General features: G+C 66.6%; 18 protein-coding genes. 10 read left to right on the top strand and 8 right to left on the bottom strand.

Annotation, left to right across the window (positions count from 1 at the left end):
• Window positions 1-49 precede the first annotated feature (49 nt).
• Window positions 50-1,114, top strand: a complete 1,065-nt coding sequence (wecB, locus tag QPC17_RS01620; protein ID WP_070448129.1) for a non-hydrolyzing UDP-N-acetylglucosamine 2-epimerase — start codon at window positions 50-52, stop codon at window positions 1,112-1,114.
• Window positions 1,115-1,127: 13 nt separating this feature from the next.
• Here wecB and QPC17_RS01615 read toward each other — a convergent pair whose 3' ends face one another.
• The 3 genes from QPC17_RS01615 to QPC17_RS01605 are packed head-to-tail and all read right to left on the bottom strand — an operon-like array spanning window position 1,128 to window position 5,108.
• The gene (locus QPC17_RS01615; RefSeq protein ID WP_285347399.1) at window positions 1,128-2,207 is read right to left on the bottom strand and encodes a glycosyltransferase; all 1,080 of its coding nucleotides are present in this window, start codon (window positions 2,205-2,207) and stop codon (window positions 1,128-1,130) included.
• Complete coding sequence (locus tag QPC17_RS01610) at window positions 2,207-3,502, bottom strand: lipopolysaccharide biosynthesis protein (protein WP_285321292.1); 1,296 nt, start codon at window positions 3,500-3,502, stop codon at window positions 2,207-2,209. Before QPC17_RS01610 ends, QPC17_RS01615 begins: the two co-directional genes overlap by 1 nt.
• 1 nt (window position 3,503) lies before the next feature.
• Window positions 3,504-5,108 (bottom strand): asparagine synthetase B family protein, encoded by a 1,605-nt coding sequence (locus tag QPC17_RS01605; RefSeq protein ID WP_070448095.1) that lies wholly within the window; start codon window positions 5,106-5,108, stop codon window positions 3,504-3,506.
• A 79-nt stretch (window positions 5,109-5,187) separates the two neighbouring features.
• On the opposite strand from QPC17_RS01605, the gene QPC17_RS01600 reads away from it, so the two are divergent.
• Window positions 5,188-6,336: a glycosyltransferase gene (locus QPC17_RS01600; RefSeq protein WP_070448096.1), complete on the top strand. Its 1,149-nt coding sequence runs from the start codon at window positions 5,188-5,190 to the stop codon at window positions 6,334-6,336.
• Window positions 6,333-7,577, top strand: a complete 1,245-nt coding sequence (locus QPC17_RS01595; RefSeq protein ID WP_070448098.1) for a glycosyltransferase — start codon at window positions 6,333-6,335, stop codon at window positions 7,575-7,577. Before QPC17_RS01600 ends, QPC17_RS01595 begins: the two co-directional genes overlap by 4 nt.
• Before the next feature lie 89 nt (window positions 7,578-7,666).
• Here the strand turns inward: QPC17_RS01595 and QPC17_RS01590 are convergent, their stop codons facing one another.
• The 3 genes from QPC17_RS01590 to QPC17_RS01580 are packed head-to-tail and all read right to left on the bottom strand — an operon-like array spanning window position 7,667 to window position 10,355.
• The gene (locus QPC17_RS01590) at window positions 7,667-8,653 is read right to left on the bottom strand and encodes a Gfo/Idh/MocA family protein (RefSeq protein ID WP_285347398.1); all 987 of its coding nucleotides are present in this window, start codon (window positions 8,651-8,653) and stop codon (window positions 7,667-7,669) included.
• The gene (locus QPC17_RS01585; RefSeq protein WP_062613644.1) at window positions 8,653-9,753 is read right to left on the bottom strand and encodes a DegT/DnrJ/EryC1/StrS family aminotransferase; all 1,101 of its coding nucleotides are present in this window, start codon (window positions 9,751-9,753) and stop codon (window positions 8,653-8,655) included. Before QPC17_RS01585 ends, QPC17_RS01590 begins: the two co-directional genes overlap by 1 nt.
• 2 nt (window positions 9,754-9,755) lie before the next feature.
• On the bottom strand, window positions 9,756-10,355 hold the full coding sequence (locus tag QPC17_RS01580; RefSeq protein WP_062613645.1) for an acyltransferase: 600 nt from the start codon (window positions 10,353-10,355) through the stop codon (window positions 9,756-9,758).
• A 65-nt stretch (window positions 10,356-10,420) separates the two neighbouring features.
• On the opposite strand from QPC17_RS01580, the gene QPC17_RS01575 reads away from it, so the two are divergent.
• The 4 genes from QPC17_RS01575 to QPC17_RS01560 are packed head-to-tail and all read left to right on the top strand — an operon-like array spanning window position 10,421 to window position 13,459.
• Entirely contained in the window at window positions 10,421-11,128 is a 708-nt protein-coding gene (locus QPC17_RS01575; protein ID WP_276786847.1) for a glycosyltransferase family 2 protein, read from the top strand.
• Between the two features lie 2 nt (window positions 11,129-11,130).
• On the top strand, window positions 11,131-11,550 hold the full coding sequence (locus tag QPC17_RS01570) for a DUF2304 domain-containing protein (RefSeq protein ID WP_062613647.1): 420 nt from the start codon (window positions 11,131-11,133) through the stop codon (window positions 11,548-11,550).
• Entirely contained in the window at window positions 11,547-12,542 is a 996-nt protein-coding gene (gene rfbB / locus QPC17_RS01565) for a dTDP-glucose 4,6-dehydratase (protein ID WP_062613648.1), read from the top strand. Before QPC17_RS01570 ends, rfbB begins: the two co-directional genes overlap by 4 nt.
• The gene (locus QPC17_RS01560; protein WP_062613649.1) at window positions 12,542-13,459 is read left to right on the top strand and encodes a glycosyltransferase family 2 protein; all 918 of its coding nucleotides are present in this window, start codon (window positions 12,542-12,544) and stop codon (window positions 13,457-13,459) included. The genes rfbB and QPC17_RS01560 overlap by 1 nt, the downstream gene beginning before the upstream one ends.
• 112 nt (window positions 13,460-13,571) lie before the next feature.
• Here QPC17_RS01560 and QPC17_RS01555 read toward each other — a convergent pair whose 3' ends face one another.
• A complete protein-coding gene (locus QPC17_RS01555) occupies window positions 13,572-14,453 on the bottom strand; it encodes a glycosyltransferase family 2 protein (protein ID WP_070446321.1) in 882 nt (293 codons plus the stop codon).
• A gap of 95 nt (window positions 14,454-14,548) precedes the next feature.
• Here QPC17_RS01555 and QPC17_RS01550 point away from each other — a divergent pair, with 95 nt between their 5' ends.
• From QPC17_RS01550 to QPC17_RS01540, 3 genes are all read left to right on the top strand, one after another.
• Window positions 14,549-15,727 carry an LCP family protein gene (locus QPC17_RS01550; protein WP_068538801.1) on the top strand — a complete coding sequence of 393 codons (1,179 nt, stop codon included), beginning with the start codon at window positions 14,549-14,551 and terminating at the stop codon, window positions 15,725-15,727.
• Between the two features lie 182 nt (window positions 15,728-15,909).
• A complete protein-coding gene (locus QPC17_RS01545) occupies window positions 15,910-17,073 on the top strand; it encodes an LCP family protein (protein ID WP_246783063.1) in 1,164 nt (387 codons plus the stop codon).
• Window positions 17,074-17,553: a GtrA family protein gene (locus QPC17_RS01540; protein ID WP_062613652.1), complete on the top strand. Its 480-nt coding sequence runs from the start codon at window positions 17,074-17,076 to the stop codon at window positions 17,551-17,553.
• A 196-nt stretch (window positions 17,554-17,749) separates the two neighbouring features.
• Here the strand turns inward: QPC17_RS01540 and QPC17_RS01535 are convergent, their stop codons facing one another.
• On the bottom strand, window positions 17,750-19,066 hold the full coding sequence (locus QPC17_RS01535; protein ID WP_068538799.1) for a sensor histidine kinase: 1,317 nt from the start codon (window positions 19,064-19,066) through the stop codon (window positions 17,750-17,752).

Below are 19,066 nucleotides of genomic sequence, written 5' to 3'. Positions count from 1 at the left end.
CACGCACTTAGAAACAACGTACCTCCTGCCGATGGCCTATCATGTGAACATGAAGATCTTAAGCGTCGTAGGCGCACGACCCCAATTCGTGAAGCTTGCCCCCATCGCCCATGCCTGTGAGCGCGCTGGAGTCGAGCACATCATCGTCCACACCGGCCAACACTACGACCCGATGCTCTCGGACGTGTTCTTCGAGGAGCTCGGCATCCCGGCCCCCGAAGTCCACCTCGGCGTCGGCTCGGGCACCCATGGCCAGCAGACCGGCAGGATGCTAGAAAAGCTTGACGGCGTGCTCATGGAGTATAAGCCCGACTGGGTGCTCGTCTACGGGGATACGAATTCCACGCTCGCCGCCGCCGTCTCCGCCGTCAAGCTCCACTTCCCCATCGCCCACCTCGAGGCCGGCCTGCGCTCCTTTAACAGGCTCATGCCCGAGGAACATAACCGTGTGCTCACCGACCACGCCGCTGACATCCTGCTTGCTCCCACCCAGGTGGCCGCCGAGCACCTGGCACACGAGGGGCTCGCCGAGCGCACCGTGGTGGTGGGCGACGTCATGACCGACGTCCTCCTCACCGAGGTGGCCCAGCTCGATGAGGACTACTCGCCGATCGCCGCCGAGTTAGGTCTGGAGAACGGAACGTTCTCCATCGCCACCATCCACCGCGCGGAAAACACGGACGACCGCGAGCGCCTCGCCGCCGTCCTGTCCTCGCTCGAACAGGTTGACCACACCGTGGTGATCCTGGCTCACCCGCGCCTGGTGGCCAAGTGCGCGGAGCACGGCCTCACCCTGGGCGGGGGCAATCTGGTCACCCACCCGCCGGTGCCTTACAGCCAGCTGCTCGCCACGGTGCGCCACGCCCGCGGCGTCATCACCGATTCGGGCGGTCTCCAGAAGGAAGCCTTCCTCCTGCGCACCCCCTGCACCACGGTTCGTACCGAGACCGAATGGGTGGAGACGGTTCAGCTCGGCTGGAACACTCTGGTAGAGCCGGGCGACGCGCTCATTGAGGCGGCCTCACGCCCTCGGCCTGCCGACACGGATGCCACGCCGTACGGCGACGGGCACGCGGCCGACCGTGTGGTCGAGGTACTGAGCTCGGCGAAGTAGGTCGCTGAGCCCCCTACGCCCTGCGCAGTTGCGCCGCGACCTGCGAGACGCGGTCGGACCACCGTTCGCTTAGGCGCACCTCGCGGGCGCGAGCCTGCAGGTCTTCAAGCAGCTGGGGGTTGTCGAGCCAGGAGTGCAGGAGCGCCGTCAGCGCGTCGGCGTCGTAGTCGATCGCCACGCCCACGCCCAGGCGCTCGCTCTCCCGCCCCGCGTGCGTGCCGCGGGTGGTGATGATCGGCTTGCCGAACGAAAGGGCCTCATAGAACTTCATCGGAGCCGCGAAATCGCGGTACTCGCTCGGCTGAACGAAGAGGAGCGCGGCGGAGGAATCGGCGTAGTACGGGGGCAGTTCCTTGTTGCTCGCGTGAATTACCCGGATGTTGCCGCCCATGTACTGCTCGTAGTCGTCCTTGACCGAGTCCCACCCGGCCACCGGGAAGCACGCCGTCAGGCGCACCTCCGGCACGCACGCGACCGCCTTGAACAGCTCATGCATCTGGTAGTGCGGGCCGATGCCGCCCACGTAGAACAGCGACAGGTTCGCGGGGTAGGAGGAATCCACCGGGGTCGTGGCGGACGGCAGGGCGCTGAAACGGCCCGCGAAGGCCGGAAGCATCTCGCCCATCTTGTCGCTCGGCACGAAGAGGTGAGCCCCGGCTCGGTCGAGAACGCGCAGGTCATACCTGTACAGCCAGCGCATGATCGCCTTGCGGATCGGCGGCACGGTGGTGAGCTGGTCGGGGAACATCCAATACACGTCGCGGTAGAACTGGCCCAGCGGGATGCCGTGGCGTTTGAGGTAGGTAAAGATTCGTTGCTCAAGGAGCGGGTCCACGCCCTTCTTGACCGAGGTCGCCAGGAGATTGGGCTGCGTGGACGATTCGGAGTAGGCGAAGGCTACCTTGTCCCCCGCCTTGACCCGCTTCTTCAGCTCCGCGAAGGCACGACGACGATCCGCCGGGTAGCCGATGATCTCGTGGACCTCGTAGCGCTCGCGGAACGCCTCCAGCATGCGTGCGGGCCGGATACGCGAGGCCGTGGTCGCGTTCCAGTCCATCGGGTAGGGGGCGTGGTACACGATGAGTTCTTTCATCACTCGTCTCCTTCGTGTTCGATGACAGTGCGGTCATAGGCGCGGGAGGCCCACACAGCCATGAGGATCATGAAGGCCAAGAGCACGGCCATGATCCAACTCATCGCGGTGATCGTTCCAATCAGGCCGAAAGGATTGAGCGCGAGCACGGTGAGCGGCGCTACGCAAAATACTATCGAGAAGATGAGCATCCAGTGCTGCTTGGACGTGACCACGAAGACGGTGGAGATCGGCGAGGTGATGAGCTGCATCGCCAGCCACGGGGTCAGCGCCCGCGCGAAGTCGCCCGCCTGGTCCCACTGGGCGCCGAAGACGAACGTAAACAGCCACGGAGAGATGAGGTAGAGGAGGATGAACGGGGGCATGCCGAAGAGGAACGACCTCACGGCAGTCTTGCGGACCAGCCTCACCATGTTTCCGGGCTTGACCTCCGCAAGCTCCCGGTAAAAGACCTGCGACACGGCGCCGTTGATCAACGAGATCGGCACCTGCAAGGTCCGCCACGCCAGGTTCAGCTGGCCGAGGCTGCCCACCGCGACCAGGCCGACCAGCATCTGGATGCCATTGACCCTCACCGAATCGATGAGTGCGTTCGGAAGGTTTAGCAGTGGCATCTTCTTGTACGTCGTCGCGACCGCGCGCATCGACGGCGCGTCCGGGCCCACCGGGGATCGGAAGTCGCGGGCGCTGATGCCGAGCCGGAAGAAGGCCCAGACCTGGCCAAGGAGGGTGCCCAGAAGCAGACCCGCCATCGACGCCATGCCGCCCAGGCCAAAGGCGAGCTGGCCGCCGGCCGAGCCGATGGTCTGTTCCACCCTGTTCATGGAGATGACGTTGTAGTTGCGCTTGCGGTTGTGCCAGTAGGACAGGATGTTGACCTGGGCCAGGAGGAAAACGGTGAGGCCGCCAAGGGGCAACCAGGTGGCCACGATCTCGTTTCCCCACACGTCGTAGACGACGTCGCGCAGGAGGAAGGCGAGAACCGCCGCGGATATGGATATCGCCAGGTTGATCCGGGTGGCGAGCTTGCCGATCACCCGCGCCTCGTCGTCGGAATCCGGCAACACGATCGTCATGTCGTAGCGCAACGACGCGACCGTCACCAGCACGCCCGTGATCGAGCCGTAGATGCCGAACGCCCCGAAGTCCTCCGGGGTGAAGATGCGCGCGGTGAAGATCGAGATGACCATCGCGACGATCTGGGCGAGGGTCGATCCCGTGAGGAGAACCAGGATGTTCTTCATGACGGGACGGCGCGACAGCTCGCTCGACGCCCATGCCCACGCACGCGACATGCTACTTGGCCCCCTGCGCCGGCGGGACGACATCCTGGCCGGGCACCCACGCGTTCGCGAGGAAGAGTTCGGCGAATAGGCCAAAGAGGGTCTGGCCGCGCAGGAGCCTGACGGCGAGCGCCCGCTCGGACAGGCCATACGCGAAGCCCTCGAAGCCCATCGGATGATGGAGCTGAGTCTTGACCGAGTTGAGGAAGTTGACCGTGTCGACCACCCGCATCGCCTTCGCGATCGCCAGCAACTGCTGCCTGCCCCGCGAAATGCGCGGCGCCGGAGCCATGCGGAAATAGCCGAAGGTCTCGCCCGTCACGTCCGCAAACCACCGATCCGTGAACGTCCGGTACTCCGCCCGATCCGGATGGTAAATCGACGACGGCCCGCTCAGCCACAGCTCGTGGAAGGTCCGCTCGTACATCGGCAACGCCCAGTCGAACCCGAAGTATTCGTAGGCGCGCACCGAGTTGGAGATGTACTTGGCCTGGCGATTGTCCACATTGAAGTGGTGCATGATGTCCGCGCGCCGCTGCGGGTCGCCGCCACCCCACCACTGGTCGAGGAAGGCCTTCACCTTGGTCCTGGTGTAGGGGGTGGAGAGAGCGCTGCCGGGACGGCGTTGCAACGCCAGGTGGTTCTCGGCCAGGGCCCGCGCGACATCGGCCTTCGTCGCCTCGGAGTTGGGATCGAGCAGGTGGGCGTGATGCTGGTTTCCGACCACGGTGTGGCCCGGCAGCACGATGGCTCCGCCCTCCACGTCCGGGTGTTCCTTCAGCCTGCCGAGCGCGTACCAGTCCTGGATGTGCGGGAGGGCGTTGCCTTCCCACGCGGCGCGGAGGAAGGCGACGTTGGCGCCGTCGTTCCACGCCTGCTTGACCCGCGGGCCGTCCTGCTCGATGAAGACCCACGGAAAACCCGCCACGTCGGCCGAGCGCTGCGAGATGCCCGCCTCGGCTGACCCTTTCCGGCCGTAGGTGAAGGTCAGAACGTTGGGGGCCTTCAGCTCCCGCAGCACCGCGAGCTGGAGGCGTGAATCGATCCCTCCCGAGAGCGGGATGAGGAGCTGGCGCCCGCCCGCGCGCTCGATCAGATCGGCGTAGGCCGCGCGGAGCTCGTCCTTCACGGCCGCCCAGAAGGAGGTCGAATCGGTCGAATGCTCACTGTAAAAGTTGACGTATTGATGCTGGGTCATGGAAGAGCCGCGCAACACGGCCACGGTGCTCGTGGGTAGCGACGTGACGCCCTCGATCAGCGTGTCGGCGCCGAGCACGTAACCGCTGTGGAGGAACTCCCGCGCGGCGTCGTCGTTGCGCACGAAGGAAACGCGGGCGCGCAGGGCTTCGATGGAGGACGACACCACGGACGGCGAGCCCATGGCCACATGGATCGGGAACGAGCGCGCCTGATCGGTCATGAGGTAGGCGGCATCGTCCGTCATATAGATGGCCGCCCAGTTCCCGCGCTGCGCGCGGATCCAGTCGAGGATCCGGTCCGGTGCCGGGAGGCCCTGCGGGCGCTGACCGCCGACCGCCGTCCGCCACAGTAGCGTACCGTTGCCGGCCTCGACGGTCTCCCATTGGCCGGGGTCAGCTATCTCAACATGCGCGCACATAAGCGTTATCCTATCGAGTGGCTCTGCCCTTGGCCGCCTCCCGCTATGTCAAACTCGCCACTCGCGATAGTGTTGAGCCATGACCCTGTCCCACGCCCTCTGGGTGCCGTCATGGTATCCGACGCCCGAGTCCCCCCACACCGGCAGCTTCTTCGCCGAGCAGGTTGCGGGCCTGCGCTCGTCCGGCCTCAGAGTCGGCGTGATCGTGGCCGAGCCACGAAGCTGGAAGGCGCTTCGGTCCTCGCCGCTGACGATCGATCAATCCGGGATCGTGGCCACCGCCTGGCCCACGAATATCCACGAGCGCCTCCCCGGGGAGCCGCTACGGCTCTCCCTTCTCGCGCGGCGCCTCGCCGCGGCGTACGAGCAGACGTGGGGCAAGCCCCAGGTTCTCCACGCCCACTCGGTCTTCCCGGGCGCGCTCCTCGCCCGCGAGCTCGCAAAGATCTGGGACGTCCCCTACGTGCTCACCGAGCACCGCCCCTCCTCCCTGACGCGCCGGAAGGGAACGGCCCGTTTTCGCGCGATCGACGCCGCCGTTCAGCGCGCGCATTCACGCTGGACGGTGTCGAACGGGATGGCGCAGGAGTTCACCGCCTTTTACGGCGCGCCATTCAGCTCTGTTGCGCCGCCGGCACATCAGGCTTTCTTTGACATCGCCATCCCGCAATCACCGCGCGGCGAGTTCACCTTTGTCCACGTTTCGTCCCTTGACGACAACAAGCGCACGGCCCTGACGATCCGGGCCTTCGCCAAAGTCTGCGGGCAGGAGCCGCACGTCCGCCTCCGCATCGCGGGCGGAAGCCCAGACCTCATCGCGGCACACGCGAACCTCGCCGCGAGCCTGCGCGTTTCCGATCGCGTGGACCTCCTCGGGCCAGTCGCGCGCGCCGACGTCCCCGCGCTCATGGCCGCCTCCGACTGCCATGTGCTGGTATCTGCCACGGAAAGTGGGGGGACCGTGTTTTCCGAGGCACAGGCCACCGGCTTACCGTCGATCGCCTCGGCAACACCTGGCGGATTGTTCCAGACAGTGCCGGGCACCGGCGTCGTGATCCCCATCGACGACGAGCCGGCGCTTGTCGCCGCGATGGCCGACATGGTCCACTCCACCTCCCGCTACGACCGCGCGCACATCCGGGAAATCGCCCGATCGCGCGTATCGATGGACGCCTTTGTGCGCACCCTCCGCCACGCCTACGACGCCGCAATCGAGGACAGGTCATGAGCCAGCTCGTACTGATCACCAGCCACTTTCCGTACAACCCGGGCGAGCAGTTCCTCGAATCCGAGATCGAGCACCTCGCCCGATCGTTCGACAGGATCTACGTGGTGCCGATCGACCTCAGCCACAGCGACGGCACCACCCGCGCCCTGCCCGCCAACGCCACGCTGGTCGACATGGCACGCCCGGGCGACCCCCGCGTGTCGGGCGCCGCCCGGCGCGCGATCCGCTCCTTGACCGAGAGGATCGCGCGGTTCGGCCTGCCGCAGCACCTGGCGCTCGACCTCCGCTTCGCCGTCACCGCGCTCGGCTTCTACGAGCGCACGGCCGCGGCGTTGCACGACGCCGGCGTCGACCCTGCGGCCCCCACGGTCACCTACGGCTACTGGCTCTTCAAGCAGGCGGCCGTGGCGAGCCTGCTCAAGGAGCACTACTTCACCGGGCAGATCCGCGCCGTCTCCCGCGCACACAGCTACGACGCCTACCCCTCCCGCGGGATCCTCGGATATCTGCCCGCCCGCCCGTACCTGTCCACGCACGTCGACGCCGTCTACCCCATCTCGCGCTCCGCCTACGATTCGATCCTTGCGAACACCCCCTTCGCCGCGGACAAGCTCTCCATCGAGCGCCTCGGGACCCGCGCACCGGGCGCCGAGGTCACACGGGCGAAGGGCGCCCCCGTCCGCTTCCTCTCCTGCTCCTCGCTGGCGTCGCTCAAGCGCGTGCCCGATATCGCGCGCGCCATGGCCGAGCTTCACCGCAGGCGGCCAGGGGAGTTCCGATGGACCCACATCGGCGATTCCGGCGAGGCGTCCGCCCGCGAACTCGCCGCGCTCGTGAACGAACTCGGCATCGCGGACATCACCACCCTCATCGGGCAGATCTCGAACCCAGACCTGTTCGAGCACTACGCCACCCAGCCCGTGGACTTCTTCGTCAACTACTCCACCACCGAGGGCGTGCCCGTCTCGATCATGGAGGCCTTCTCCTTCGCCATCCCGGCCATTGCCACGAACGTGGGAGGAACCGGCGAGCTCGTGCGCCACGCCAACAACGGCCGCCTCATCCCCGGCGACGCCGCGGTCGGCGACCTGGCCGACGCCCTGTCCTCGCTGATCGACATGGAACCCGCAGAATACGACAGGCTGAGCTCCGGCGCGCGAGCCACATGGGAGTCCATGGCTCGCGCCGACGAGAACTACAGCCACTTCGCCGCGACCCTCGCCCGCCTCCTCGAGCCGTAGCCGCAAAGCGCCCGGGGAGGCCGCAAACACGCGTGGGCGGGAGCTCCAGCTCCCGCCCACCTTTGCTTCCTAGCTATCTGCTTCGTGGCCTAGAAGTTCCGGACCTCCCCGTCCGCCGCGGCCGAATCCAGGATCGCCTGCACCACTTCCATGGTGGTCAGCGCCTCCTTCATCGTCACGTGCTCCGACCCCTTGCCCAGAATCGCGTCCCGGAAATGCTCGTGCTCCACTGCCAGCGGTTCGCGCTTTTCGAACGCGTAGCGGATCACCTGGCCCTCGGAAACGCCGCGGAAGGCGGAGATCTGATCCCAGCCGAGCGGCAGCGAGCCGTTCTCGTAGAACGTCAGGTCGCCCATCGTGGTATCGGCCACGAGCGCGCCGTGCTCGCCCAGCACCACGGTCTGGCGCTCCTTGTACGGGGTGAGCCAGTTGACCAGGTGGTTAACCAGCACGCCGTTCTCCAGCTTGCCGGACGCCGTCACCAGATCCTCGTACTCGCGCTCGGCGCGGTGCGCCGTCTGAGCCGAGATGGAAGCGTACTTTGAGCCGGCAACCCACGCCGTGAGGTCGACGTCGTGGGTAGCCAGGTCCTTGACCACGCCCACGTCCGCGATGCGCGCCGGGAACGGCGACTGGCGGCGGGTGGTGATCTGGTAGACCTTGCCCAGCTGGCCCTCGGCGATCCGGCGGCGCATCTCGAGCAGCGCCGGGTTGCAGCGTTCCACGTAGCCCACCGCGCCCACGAGCCCCTTGGACTCAAAGGCCTGCACCATCGCCTTGCCCTCCTCGATCGTGGAGCCCAGCGGCTTTTCCACCATCGTGTGAACGCCGGCCTCCGCCAGCTTGAGGGCCACCTCGGCGTGCTGCCCGGTGGGCACGGCCACCATGGCGGCGTCGATGCCGGCGTCAATCAGCGCGTCGACGTCGGGAAGGACCTCCAGGTCCCCCGCCACGCCAAACTTGTCCCCATACGGGTCAGCAACGGCCACCAGCTCGGCGCCCTCCAGCGCGCGAATGTTGCGCGCGTGGTGGCGACCCATCGAGCCCAGGCCGATCAGTCCGTAACGCAAAGTCATTAGGCACCAGCCTTCGCCACGGCGTTGACGGCCTCGACGATCCGGTCAAGGTCCTCCTGGCTGAGCGACGGGTGCACCGGCAGGGAGATGACCTCCTTGGCGGCCGCCTCCGTGTTCGGCAGCTCCAGGCCCGGTGCGAAGTGCGCCAGCGAAGGCAGGCGGTGGTTCGGAATCGGGTAGTACACGCCGCAGCCCACCTTGTACTCCTCGCGCAGGGCGTTCGCGAAGCCATCGCGATCGTCTGCCACGCGAATGGTGTACTGGTGGTAGACGTGCACGGCCCCCTCGGCCACCGGCGGCACGACGACGCCCTCCAGGTTAGCGTTCAGGAACGCGGCGTTCTCCTGGCGGATCTTCGTCCAGCCCTCAAGTTTGCGCAGCTGCACGCGGCCAATGGCGGCGTGAATGTTCGTCATGCGGTTGTTGAGGCCCACCAGCTCGTTCTGGTACTGCACCTCCATGCCCTGGTTGCGCAGCAGGCGAGCGCGGCGGGCGATCTGTGGATCCTTGGTGGAGATCATGCCACCCTCACCGGAGGTCATGTTCTTCGTGGGGTAGAGCGAGAAGCCGGCGAAGGAACCGAAGGTGCCCACCATCTCCCCGTTCAGCGACGCGCCGTGAGCCTGGGCGGCGTCCTCGAAGATCTGCAGGCCAAACTCCTCGGCAATCTTGCGGATCTCCACCATGTTCGCCGGGTGGCCGTACAGGTGGACGGGCATGATGCCCTTGGTGCGCTCGGTGATGGAGGCGCGGATCGAATCGGGATCGAGGCAGAAGTAGTCCGGCTCGATGTCGGCGAACACGGGGCTCGCGCCGGTCAACGCCACCGAGTTGCCGGTTGCCGCGAAAGTGAAGGACGGGACGATGACCTCGTCGCCCTCGCCGATGCCTGAGGCCAGCAGGCCAATGTGAAGGGCCGAGGTGCCGGAATTGACCGCCACAACCTCAGCGCCCGGGGTGAGCTGCTCGGAAAACTCCTGCTCGAAGGAGGCAACCTCCGCGCCCTGTGCCAGCATGCCGGACGCGAGAACCGCATCAACCGCGGCGCGCTCCTCTTCGCCCACGATCGGCTTGGCGGCCGGGATCATCTGTCGTTCCATTTTTACTTAGCAACCTTTCGGATTGTGTTGTCACATTCTTGGTAAGTATCTCCGGTGGCGGGGCACGTCCACATCCCGTTCCCGTCATCCTCCAGCTTGACGCCGGCATGCCCGACCCAGCCGATCTGCTTGGCCGGCACACCCGCCACGATGGCGTGCGGGGGCACATCGCGAGTGACCACCGAGCCAGCCGCCACCAGCGACCACGCCCCGATCGTCACGGGAGCCACGCACACGGACCGGGCGCCCACCGACGCGCCGGTCTCCAACGTCACACCCACCTGCTCCCAGTCGGAGGCAGACTTCAACGAGCCATCGGGGTTCACCGCACGCGGGTAGTGATCGTTGGTGAGCACCACGGCCGGGCCAATGAACACGCCGTCGGCCAGCTTGGCCGGCTCGTAGACGAGCGCGTAGTTCTGCACCTTGCAGTTGTTGCCCATCTCGACGCCCTCGCCGATGTAGGCCCCGCGGCCAATCACACAGTTTTCGCCAATGACAGCGTGCTCACGAACCTGAGCAAGATGCCAGACACTGGATCCATCGCCAATCTTCGCCTCATCCGACACGTCAGCCGAATCAACGATCCGCGCTTTTGCCATCCATTTCTCCTTGTATTGGCAGGCACAAAAATCGGTTCGTAGAACCTTATGCAATAATATATCCCATGCAAGACGCCGGCTTTCGGGACTTAGCACGGGTGAGTTGGCTCGTGGTCCCCCTGTATAACGAGGCGACCGTCATCTACGACGTCGTTCGCCAAGCACGCCAGACCTTCTCCAACATCGTCTGCGTCAACGACGGTTCGAAAGACGACTCGGCACGGCTGGCGCGCGCCGCGGGCGCGGTCGTCGTCGACCACCCCATCAACCTCGGGCAAGGCGCCGCCCTCCAAACCGGGATCACGTGGGTGCTCACCTACACCGACGCCAAATACATCGTCACCTTCGACGCCGACGGGCAGCACCGCACGTCCGACGCCGCTCGCATGATCGAGCGCGCCGAACGCGAGGACCTTGCCTTCGTGCTCGGCTCTCGCTTCTTGACCGGCGAACACCAGGCCGGGTGGCTGAAGAAGGCCGTGCTTTCAACCGCCGCGAAGGTCACGCGGGCGCGCACCGGCATGAACCTCACTGACTCCCACAACGGCCTACGAGTACTGCGCCGCGACGCCGCCACCCGGCTCGACCTCACCATGCACCGCATGGCCCACGCCTCCCAGATCATCAACCAGCTCGCCTCCATGGGCTTGCCGTGGGCTGAAGAGCCCGTGACAATCGACTACACCGACTATTCTCGTTCTAAGGGTCAGAGCCTGCTCAACGGCGTCAACATCCTGACCGACATGATCTTCGCACCGACAGAGAGCCGATAAACATGCTGATCAAGCTCATCCTCCTCGCGGTTGTCCTCGTGGCGGCCGTGTACCTCGTGCGCGGCACGCAGGACACGAAGAACGTGGCACTGCGCCGCCTGCTCCTGCTCGTTTTCGTCGCCCTCGCCGTCGCCACCATTGTTTTCCCGCAGATCACCACGAAAGTGGCGCACTTCGTGGGCGTCGGGCGCGGGGTGGACCTGCTGCTGTACCTGACGATCATCGCCTTCCTGTCCTACTCCGTGGTCTCCTACCGGCGCATGGTCATCCTGGAAAACCGACTGGTAGACCTGGCCCGCGAGTTGGCGGTGGCCCGCACACACCCTGAAACGATCACCCGGGCTGGCGAATTCACGCCCGCCACCGATCCCGCGGAGGCCATCCTCCACGGCGAAACCCTCGAGGAGGAGGAAGAAAAATGAAGGTACTGGTCACCGGCGGCGCAGGCTTCATCGGCGCCAACTTCGTCAACTACACCGCATCCGAGCTTCGCAACGCCGACGTCACGGTCATCGACAAGCTCACCTACGCGGGAAATAAGGACTCAATTGAGATGCTCGGGGCAGGCGTGAAGCTGGTTAAGGGCGACATCTCCGACCCCGACGTCATCGACCCGCTCGTGGCCGAGGCCGACGTCGTCGTGCACTTCGCCGCCGAATCACACAACGACAACTCGCTACGCGACCCGTGGCCCTTCATCCAGTCCAACATCATCGGCACCTACCAGATCCTCGAGGCGCTACGCCGCCACGGTGGGCGCCTTCACCACATTTCCACCGACGAGGTCTACGGCGACCTGGAGATCGGCGAGGACCGCAAGTTCAAGGCGGGCGACCCGTACGTGCCCTCCTCCCCCTACTCCGCCTCCAAGGCATCCTCGGACCACCTGGTGCGCGCCTGGGTGCGCTCTTTCGGCATCGAGGCCACCCTGTCGAACTGCTCGAACAACTACGGGCCCTACCAACACATCGAGAAGTTCATCCCCCGCACGATCACCAACCTGATCGACGGGGTCAAGCCCCGCGTGTACGGCACGGGCGAGCAGATCCGCGACTGGATCCACGTCCACGACCACAACACCGCCGTGTGGGACATCATCAACAAGGGCCGCATCGGGGAGACGTACCTAATCGGCGCGAATGGGGAGAAGACGAACCTGGAGGTCACCCAGCTCATCCTCGAGGAGTTCGGCTACGACCGAGACGACTTCGACCACGTGGCCGACCGCCCCGGCCACGACCAGCGCTACGCCATCGACAACACCCAGCTGGTGTCCGAGCTCGGCTGGCAGCCCACCTTCACCGACTTCCGCGACGGCCTGCGCGACACCATCTCCTGGTACAAGAACCACGAGGACTGGTGGCGCCACCAGAAGGCCGAGGTCGAAGCCAAGTACCGCAAGGCCGGCCAGTAGTGGGGTCCGCCGCGGCCGTCGTCGTCACGTACGGCCCGGATGCGCGCACTGCCGCCCTCATTGAGGCGTTGGCGCGGCAGTGCGCGGTGGTCGTGGTGGACAACGGCTCGGCGCCCGCGGCCCTCGCCGAGATCGCCGACGCTGTACGACGCGCGGGGGCGCAGCTCATCGAGCTGGGCACCAACACCGGCATCGCCCACGCCCAAAACGTCGGGATCCTGCGGGCCCGCAAGCTCGGCGTCGACTACGTGCTGCTCTCCGACCAGGATTCCCTTCCCGACGCACGAATGGTCGCCACGCTCGTCGACCGCCTGGAGCGCGGGACGGGGGCTGAGGCAACGGGCGGCACGGGCGCGCCGATCGGGGCGGTGGGCCCATACATCGCGGAGAACAAGCCCGGAGGGGACGAGCTGGTCTACGTGGACCGGCGCTGGGGGCCGCGGCGCGCGAGCGCCGAGGAGCTGGCCCAGCCCGCCGTGGAGGCCGCCTTTCTCCTGGCCTCCGGGTGCCTCATTCCCATGCGGGTTCTGGAGGAGGTGGGCCCGATGAACGAGGCCTACTTCATCGACCACGTCGACCTCGAGTGGTGCCTGCGCGCTCGCAAGCGCGGCTACCGGATGGTGGTGGACACGGGCGCCAAGCTCGAACACTCGCTGGGGGACGCAACCGTCCAGCTGCCCGGGCGCACCCAGCCCGTGCACGTCCACGGTCCCATCCGCTGCTACTACCTGGCTCGCAACACGATCTTCCTGCTGCGCTCAGGGCTCCTGCCCTGGCACTGGCGGACAGGCTACGTGGTGTGGCTGGCGAAGTTCGCCGCCTTCCACTCCCTAGTCGCCGACCGCCGGGCTGAACGCATCACCCAGTTGGCCGCCGGCCTGCGCGACGGGCTCCTTGGCCGGGGCGGCCCCCGCTAGCCGGCTCGTTGCCGGACCTCCGTGGCAACCAGCCGCCAGCCTCTCACGGATGCAACGTTAATCCGCAATATGCAACACCAATAAACCGCTTTTTGCCGTTGCACATACGTAATTAGTGTGACACATGCGCCGAGGTCTGCCGCTGCGCCCGCAACTCCCGCGCCAGCCGCACCTTCAGCCCCGCCTTGATCGCGGCGCGCAGGGGTGCCTGCCACGGCCTGTCGTATACCTTCGCCAGGTACCGGTAGGCCGACCGGTGATGTTCGCGCATCATGGGTTCAGGCCGCTCCCGCCAGGATTTGCCCTGGTCGTGGACGGCCATGGCGTCGTGAACGAAAACCCGCTGCCAGCCGGCGCGCGCAAGGTCCTCCCCCAGCATCGTGTCCTCGAAAAACATGAAGAAGTCCACGTCGAACCCGCCCACATCCTCGAAGGCCTCGCGGCGGATGAGCAGACAGGCGCCAGAGAGCCAGTCCACGGGGTGAGTGGAGCCGGTGGCACCGTTCGCGTGGTAGCGCGCGGTCCACGGGTTGCCCGGCCACACTCGCCCGAAGAGCGCATGCCCGGTGCCGGCAACCAGCCGGGGGAACTGCCGCACCGAGGGATAGACCTCGCCCTCGGGCGTCATGATCTTGGGAGCGAACGCACCGCCGCGCGGGTAGTTCGCCGCCGCGCCGATCATGCGTGCAACGCTCCCGGGCTCGAGCCGGACGTCAGGATTGACGATAAGGAGCCAAGGCCCGGTAAACCCGCGAGCGCCCAGGTTGTTGGCCTTGCCATAGCCGAGGTTTGCGGGCGCGTCGATCACGGTGGCACGCGAGCGGGCGGCGTCGAGCGCGGGGGTGGCCGAGCCGTTATTCACCACGACGGCCTCGAAGGCCGTATCCCCCACGGCGGCAGGGAGCGAGTCGAGCAGTTGGGTCAGCTCATCGCCGGGGTTGAACGCCACACTCACCACGCGGATGAGGACCGAATCGTGCTCGTTACCTGCCATACCCCCACCTTAGCCAACGCGCGCGCGGGCGTTAAACACGACGCACATTCCCCGGGCTGATGAATACCTCGCGCGCCGGCCGCTATGATCGACACATGATATCTGCACCCGCTAAGCGCGGCCCGTCACATCGCTCCCTGGCCGGGAGCGATGTCCCCGTACTCCGCTGGGTGCTCGTCGTCCTCCTCGCCTTCCTGCTCACCGTGGGCTCGGCGGCCGCTTTTCTTTACCAGAACCTCCAGGGCAACCTGAAGGTCCAGGAGGTCGGCCACTACTTCGAACCGAACGAGCGCCCCACCCCCCAGGAGCCCGCGGACGAATCGGCAGGCCGGCCGCTCAACATTCTCATCCTGGGTTCGGATGTGCGCGAGGGTGCTAGCGACGTGGACGGGGCGGGCGCCGCCGGCTACATCACCGGTATGCGTTCGGACACGGCGATGCTCATGCACATTTCGGCGGACCGCCAGCGGGTGGACGTGGTCTCCATCCCGCGCGACACCCTGGTCACCATCCCCTCCTGCATCCTCAAGGACGGCTCACGCAGCTACGAGCAGTACGATGCGATGTTCAATTCGGCGTTTTCGATCGGCGGGCAGTCGGGCGACGTGGCAGGCGCCGCGGCCTGCACGATCCGCACGCTCGAGGAAATGTCGGACGTATACATCGACGGCTTCGTGGTCATCGACTTCGCTTCCTTCCAGGACATCGTCAACACTCTGGGCGGCGTGAACGTCTGCTTGTCCGAGCCCGCGGAGGACCAGGCGGCGGGCCTGCACCTCGAGGCCGGGTGCCAGGTGCTCGACGGCGAGCAGGCGCTCGCCCTGGCCCGCGCCCGTAAGTCGTTGGGCGACGGCTCCGACATCAGCCGCATCGGCCGCCAGCAGCAGATGGTCGAGGCGATCATCTCCAAGGCCCTATCTCTCAACATCGTCTCCGACCTGCCCACGCTCTACGGTGTGCTGAGTGACGTCACCGAAAACATCGACGTCTCCCCCAGCCTCGGTTCCATCACCTACCTGGGCGGGCTCGCCTACTCCCTGCGCGGGCTCTCACTCGACAACGTCAACTTCGTGACGATGCCGTTCTACCCGGAGGGCAACCGCGTGCGCCCGGCCGCCGCCGCCGCCGCCGTGTGGGAGGCCCTCCGCAACGACCAGCCGCTGCCCGAAGTGACCAACGACGCCAACACGGATAGCCCGATCCTCAAAGGCACCGAGGACGAGATCAACGCGTTCCAGCAGGCCATCGGCGGGGGCCTGCGCTTGGAGGACTGATGAGCCAGCCACCGTCGTTCGAACCCCGCAATCGCCGTCAGCGCCCCTCCGTTGAGGGTGCCCGCCCGGTCGGCCAAGGTCTCGAGGGCCAGGGTCGCGAAAGCCGGGGGCGCCAGGGCCAGCCGCGTGGTGACAGGCCCTCCAGTAGCCCCAGTCGCGCTGCGGGTGCACCCCGGCGGCCCGTGCGTCGTTCCGCGTTTGCCGACGACGCCCGCCCGGCCTCGTTCGCGCCCGTTTCCGGCGCGTCCGACTCGGCGTCCGATCAGGCTCCACCCCCGGCGTTCCCGCCCCAGGGCCAGCAGCGAGCGCGGGCCGAGCGCTCGCGCGTCGTCGACCCCCGTCCGGGCGCCGGGCGACCCGACACGCGCCCGGACGCCGCCGGTCCTGCCGAGCGGCCCGCCCGTCCGCGCAAGGAGCGTTCGTGGGGCAAGCGCATCCTGGCGATCGTGCTCATCCTCATCATCGCGGTGTTTGCCTGGGTCTATTACCTGTACTCCTATGGCAACGACAAGCTCGCCCACACGGCCGCGCTCTCCGGCGCGCCGGACACGCCGGGCACCACGTACCTCATCGTCGGCTCCGACGAGCGCGGCGAGGCGGTCAACGACCCCACGGAAGGCCACCGCGCGGATACGATCATGCTGCTGCACAAGCCCGAATCGGGCCCGGCGGCGCTCGTGTCCATCCCGCGCGACACCTATATTCACTTCCCTGACTCCGACGCCTACGGCAAGCTCAACGGCGCCTTCTCCTACGGCGGGGCCGAATACCTGGTGCAGACCGTGGAGGAGCTGACCGGCCTGACGATCGACCACTACATCCAGATCGGCATGGACGGCGTCAAGGACCTGACCGACGCGGTTGGCGGCGTGGAACTCTGCCTCGACTACGACGTCTCCGACGAGTTCTCCGGCCTCGAGTGGACTGCGGGCTGCCACGAAACCGACGGCACCACCGCCCTTGCCTTCTCCCGCATGCGCTACTCCGACCCGCTGGGCGACATCGGCCGCACCGAACGTCAGCGCCAGGTGGTGGCCAAGATTATCGACAAGGCCACCTCGCCTGCCACCCTGTTCAACCCGCTGAGCCAGCGGCACCTGGTTGGCTCCGTCGCCGAGACGCTCACGGTCAACGACGATTCCTCTCTCATGGACGTCGCCTACGCCGGCCTGGCCTTGCGCGACACGATCGGCCCCGACGGCCTCAGGGGCGCCCCGCCGATCGCCTCGCTCAACTACCCCGGCCCGGGCGGATCCTCCACCGTGTTGCTGGCCGACGAGGCCGAGCAATTCTGGGCCGACCTGCGCGACGGCGCCCTCACCCCCGATTCGTTCGCGAGCTTCTAAATGCACGACCTCGCCACCAAGTTGCTGCGCGGGCAATCGTTCAAGCGGTGGTTGGTAGAGTTTATCCAGTTCTGCACGGTGGGCTTGGGATCGTATGTCGTGGACGTCGGCCTATTCAACTTCCTGGCCTACTCCGGCGTAGTCCACCTGCCCGGCGACGCGCCCATGGTAGCCAAAACCCTGTCCGTCTTCGTCTCCATCATCTTCTCCTGGGTGGTCAACAGGTTGTGGACGTTCCGCAACAAGTCCGACAAGAGCCGGGGCCAGGAGTTCGTGCTCTTCCTCGCGATCAATATCGGCGGCCTGCTCATCGCGCTCGGGTGCCTCGGCTTCTCGCGCTACATCCTGGGCCTGGACTCCCAGCTGGCCGACAACATCTCCGCCAACGGGGTAGGCCTGGTGCTCGGTACGGCCTTCCGCTACGTGTGCTACCGCTACCTCGTCTTCACCAAGGCCCCCGCGGCCGACGAGTCCCGCTGAGCCGGCCTGACGCAGGCCCCACCCGTTTCTCGTCACGCAAAATTATTTCTGCACACTCAAATCGCGGATTTGAGTGACGCGAGAACACTTTTGGTGCCGAGAAAGCAAACGGCCGCTCGGGTACGGGCCCGGGCACGAGCCGGGCTCGGGACGCGGGTTCACGACGTCGAACGCCGGCTTAACGCCGACTGGCGGCCTAACGCCGGCCGCGGCGCGCGCCCACGGTCATAATCGCCCCGTGGGGCAGCACCTTGTTCGGGTCGAGCGACTTGGGCAGGGCCGACAGGGTGAGGGTGAACTCGGCATGCGCCTTGTTTGTCAGTTCGAGCCGGCCGCCGTCGATCTCGGCGAGCTCTTTGGCCACGGCCAGGCCGATGCCGGTGGATCCGCCGGTGGAATAGCCCTTCTCGAAGACATCCTCGGCGTCCTCGGCGGACACGCCCGGCCCCTCGTCGCGCACCTTGAAGATCACCGACTTTCCGGCAGAAGCCGCGGAGACCGACGTCGTGCCCGCGCCGTACTTGAGGGAGTTCTCCACGAGGGTCGCAAGGATTTGGGACAGCGAGCCGGGGGTGGCGAGCACGGCGCCGTCGAAGTCCTGGTCCAAGACAAGCTGGCGGCCCTCGCGCTGGTACGGCTTTGTCCACTCGTCACGGATCCGGTTGAACGCGCGCGAGACCGCGATCGCCTCCGTGGTGCCGCCCGATTCGGACTGGGAGGTGGCCATGAGCTCGCTGACCACGCCGGTGAGGCGGTCGATCTGCTCGAGGGATTTGTGGACCTCTTCGATGATCTCCTCGTCGTCCGTGAGGAATTCGATCTCCTCGATCCGCATCGACAGGGCCGCGAGCGGGGTGCGAAGCTGGTGGGCGGCGTCGGCGGCGAACTGGCGTTCCTTGGCGAGGCGGCCAGCCATGCGGTCGGCGCTGCGGGCGATCTCGTCGCTGATCAGGTCGATCTCCTCGATCCCCGACTGGCGGATCTGCGGGCGTACCCGCCCCGCGCCCAGTTGCTCGGCGGCGGCCGCCAGGTAGATGAGCGGCGCCGATATCTTGCGCGACTGCTTCATCGCCAGCGTCACCCCGGCCACAAAAGCCACGAAAATGAGCCCGACCGCGCCGGCCACCATGAGCCCGATCTTTTGCAGGATGTCCGCGCGCGGCACCTCCACGGTCACGAGCACGCCGGCGGCGTTGACCACCGACTGCTCGAGTGAGTACGGCGGCTCCTTCGTATCGGACTCCACCCTCGTGCCGTCGGGGTAGTTCACCACGATGTGGGCGTTATCGGGGTTGCCGTTCGTGGCGAGCCGGGTCAGCAACGACTCCGAAATGTACAGGTCATCCGCCGCCACGCGCTCCACCACCGTGGACACGGCAGTGGCCCGGTCGGACAGCTCGGTGTGCACCTGCTGCCAAACGAGCGAGACCGCGAACATTATCCCCGGCAGGCCCAAGATGAGGACGGCGACCGCCACGGCCGCCGTCGTCATCGCAATTGCGCGCCGCCGCAT

This window comes from Trueperella bernardiae, assembly GCF_030246965.1.
GTDB lineage: Bacteria > Actinomycetota > Actinomycetes > Actinomycetales > Actinomycetaceae > Trueperella > Trueperella bernardiae.
The sequence above is the reverse complement of the archived record's forward strand: the minus strand, read 5'-3'. Positions and strand labels throughout refer to the sequence as shown.

Excerpts from the sequence above, each read along its gene's own strand:
- wecB (WP_070448129.1), top strand. The coding sequence starts at position 50 with ATGAAGATCTTAAGCGTCGTAGGCGCACGACCCCAATTCGTGAAGCTT.
- QPC17_RS01615 (WP_285347399.1), bottom strand. The coding sequence starts at position 2,207 with ATGAAAGAACTCATCGTGTACCACGCCCCCTACCCGATGGACTGGAAC.
- QPC17_RS01610 (WP_285321292.1), bottom strand. The coding sequence starts at position 3,502 with ATGTCGCGTGCGTGGGCATGGGCGTCGAGCGAGCTGTCGCGCCGTCCC.
- QPC17_RS01605 (WP_070448095.1), bottom strand. The coding sequence starts at position 5,108 with ATGTGCGCGCATGTTGAGATAGCTGACCCCGGCCAATGGGAGACCGTC.
- QPC17_RS01600 (WP_070448096.1), top strand. The coding sequence starts at position 5,188 with ATGACCCTGTCCCACGCCCTCTGGGTGCCGTCATGGTATCCGACGCCC.
- QPC17_RS01595 (WP_070448098.1), top strand. The coding sequence starts at position 6,333 with ATGAGCCAGCTCGTACTGATCACCAGCCACTTTCCGTACAACCCGGGC.
- QPC17_RS01590 (WP_285347398.1), bottom strand. The coding sequence starts at position 8,653 with ATGACTTTGCGTTACGGACTGATCGGCCTGGGCTCGATGGGTCGCCAC.
- QPC17_RS01585 (WP_062613644.1), bottom strand. The coding sequence starts at position 9,753 with ATGGAACGACAGATGATCCCGGCCGCCAAGCCGATCGTGGGCGAAGAG.
- QPC17_RS01580 (WP_062613645.1), bottom strand. The coding sequence starts at position 10,355 with ATGGCAAAAGCGCGGATCGTTGATTCGGCTGACGTGTCGGATGAGGCG.
- QPC17_RS01575 (WP_276786847.1), top strand. The coding sequence starts at position 10,421 with ATGCAAGACGCCGGCTTTCGGGACTTAGCACGGGTGAGTTGGCTCGTG.
- QPC17_RS01570 (WP_062613647.1), top strand. The coding sequence starts at position 11,131 with ATGCTGATCAAGCTCATCCTCCTCGCGGTTGTCCTCGTGGCGGCCGTG.
- rfbB (WP_062613648.1), top strand. The coding sequence starts at position 11,547 with ATGAAGGTACTGGTCACCGGCGGCGCAGGCTTCATCGGCGCCAACTTC.
- QPC17_RS01555 (WP_070446321.1), bottom strand. The coding sequence starts at position 14,453 with ATGGCAGGTAACGAGCACGATTCGGTCCTCATCCGCGTGGTGAGTGTG.
- QPC17_RS01550 (WP_068538801.1), top strand. The coding sequence starts at position 14,549 with ATGATATCTGCACCCGCTAAGCGCGGCCCGTCACATCGCTCCCTGGCC.
- QPC17_RS01540 (WP_062613652.1), top strand. The coding sequence starts at position 17,074 with ATGCACGACCTCGCCACCAAGTTGCTGCGCGGGCAATCGTTCAAGCGG.
- QPC17_RS01535 (WP_068538799.1), bottom strand. The coding sequence starts at position 19,066 with ATGCGGCGGCGCGCAATTGCGATGACGACGGCGGCCGTGGCGGTCGCC.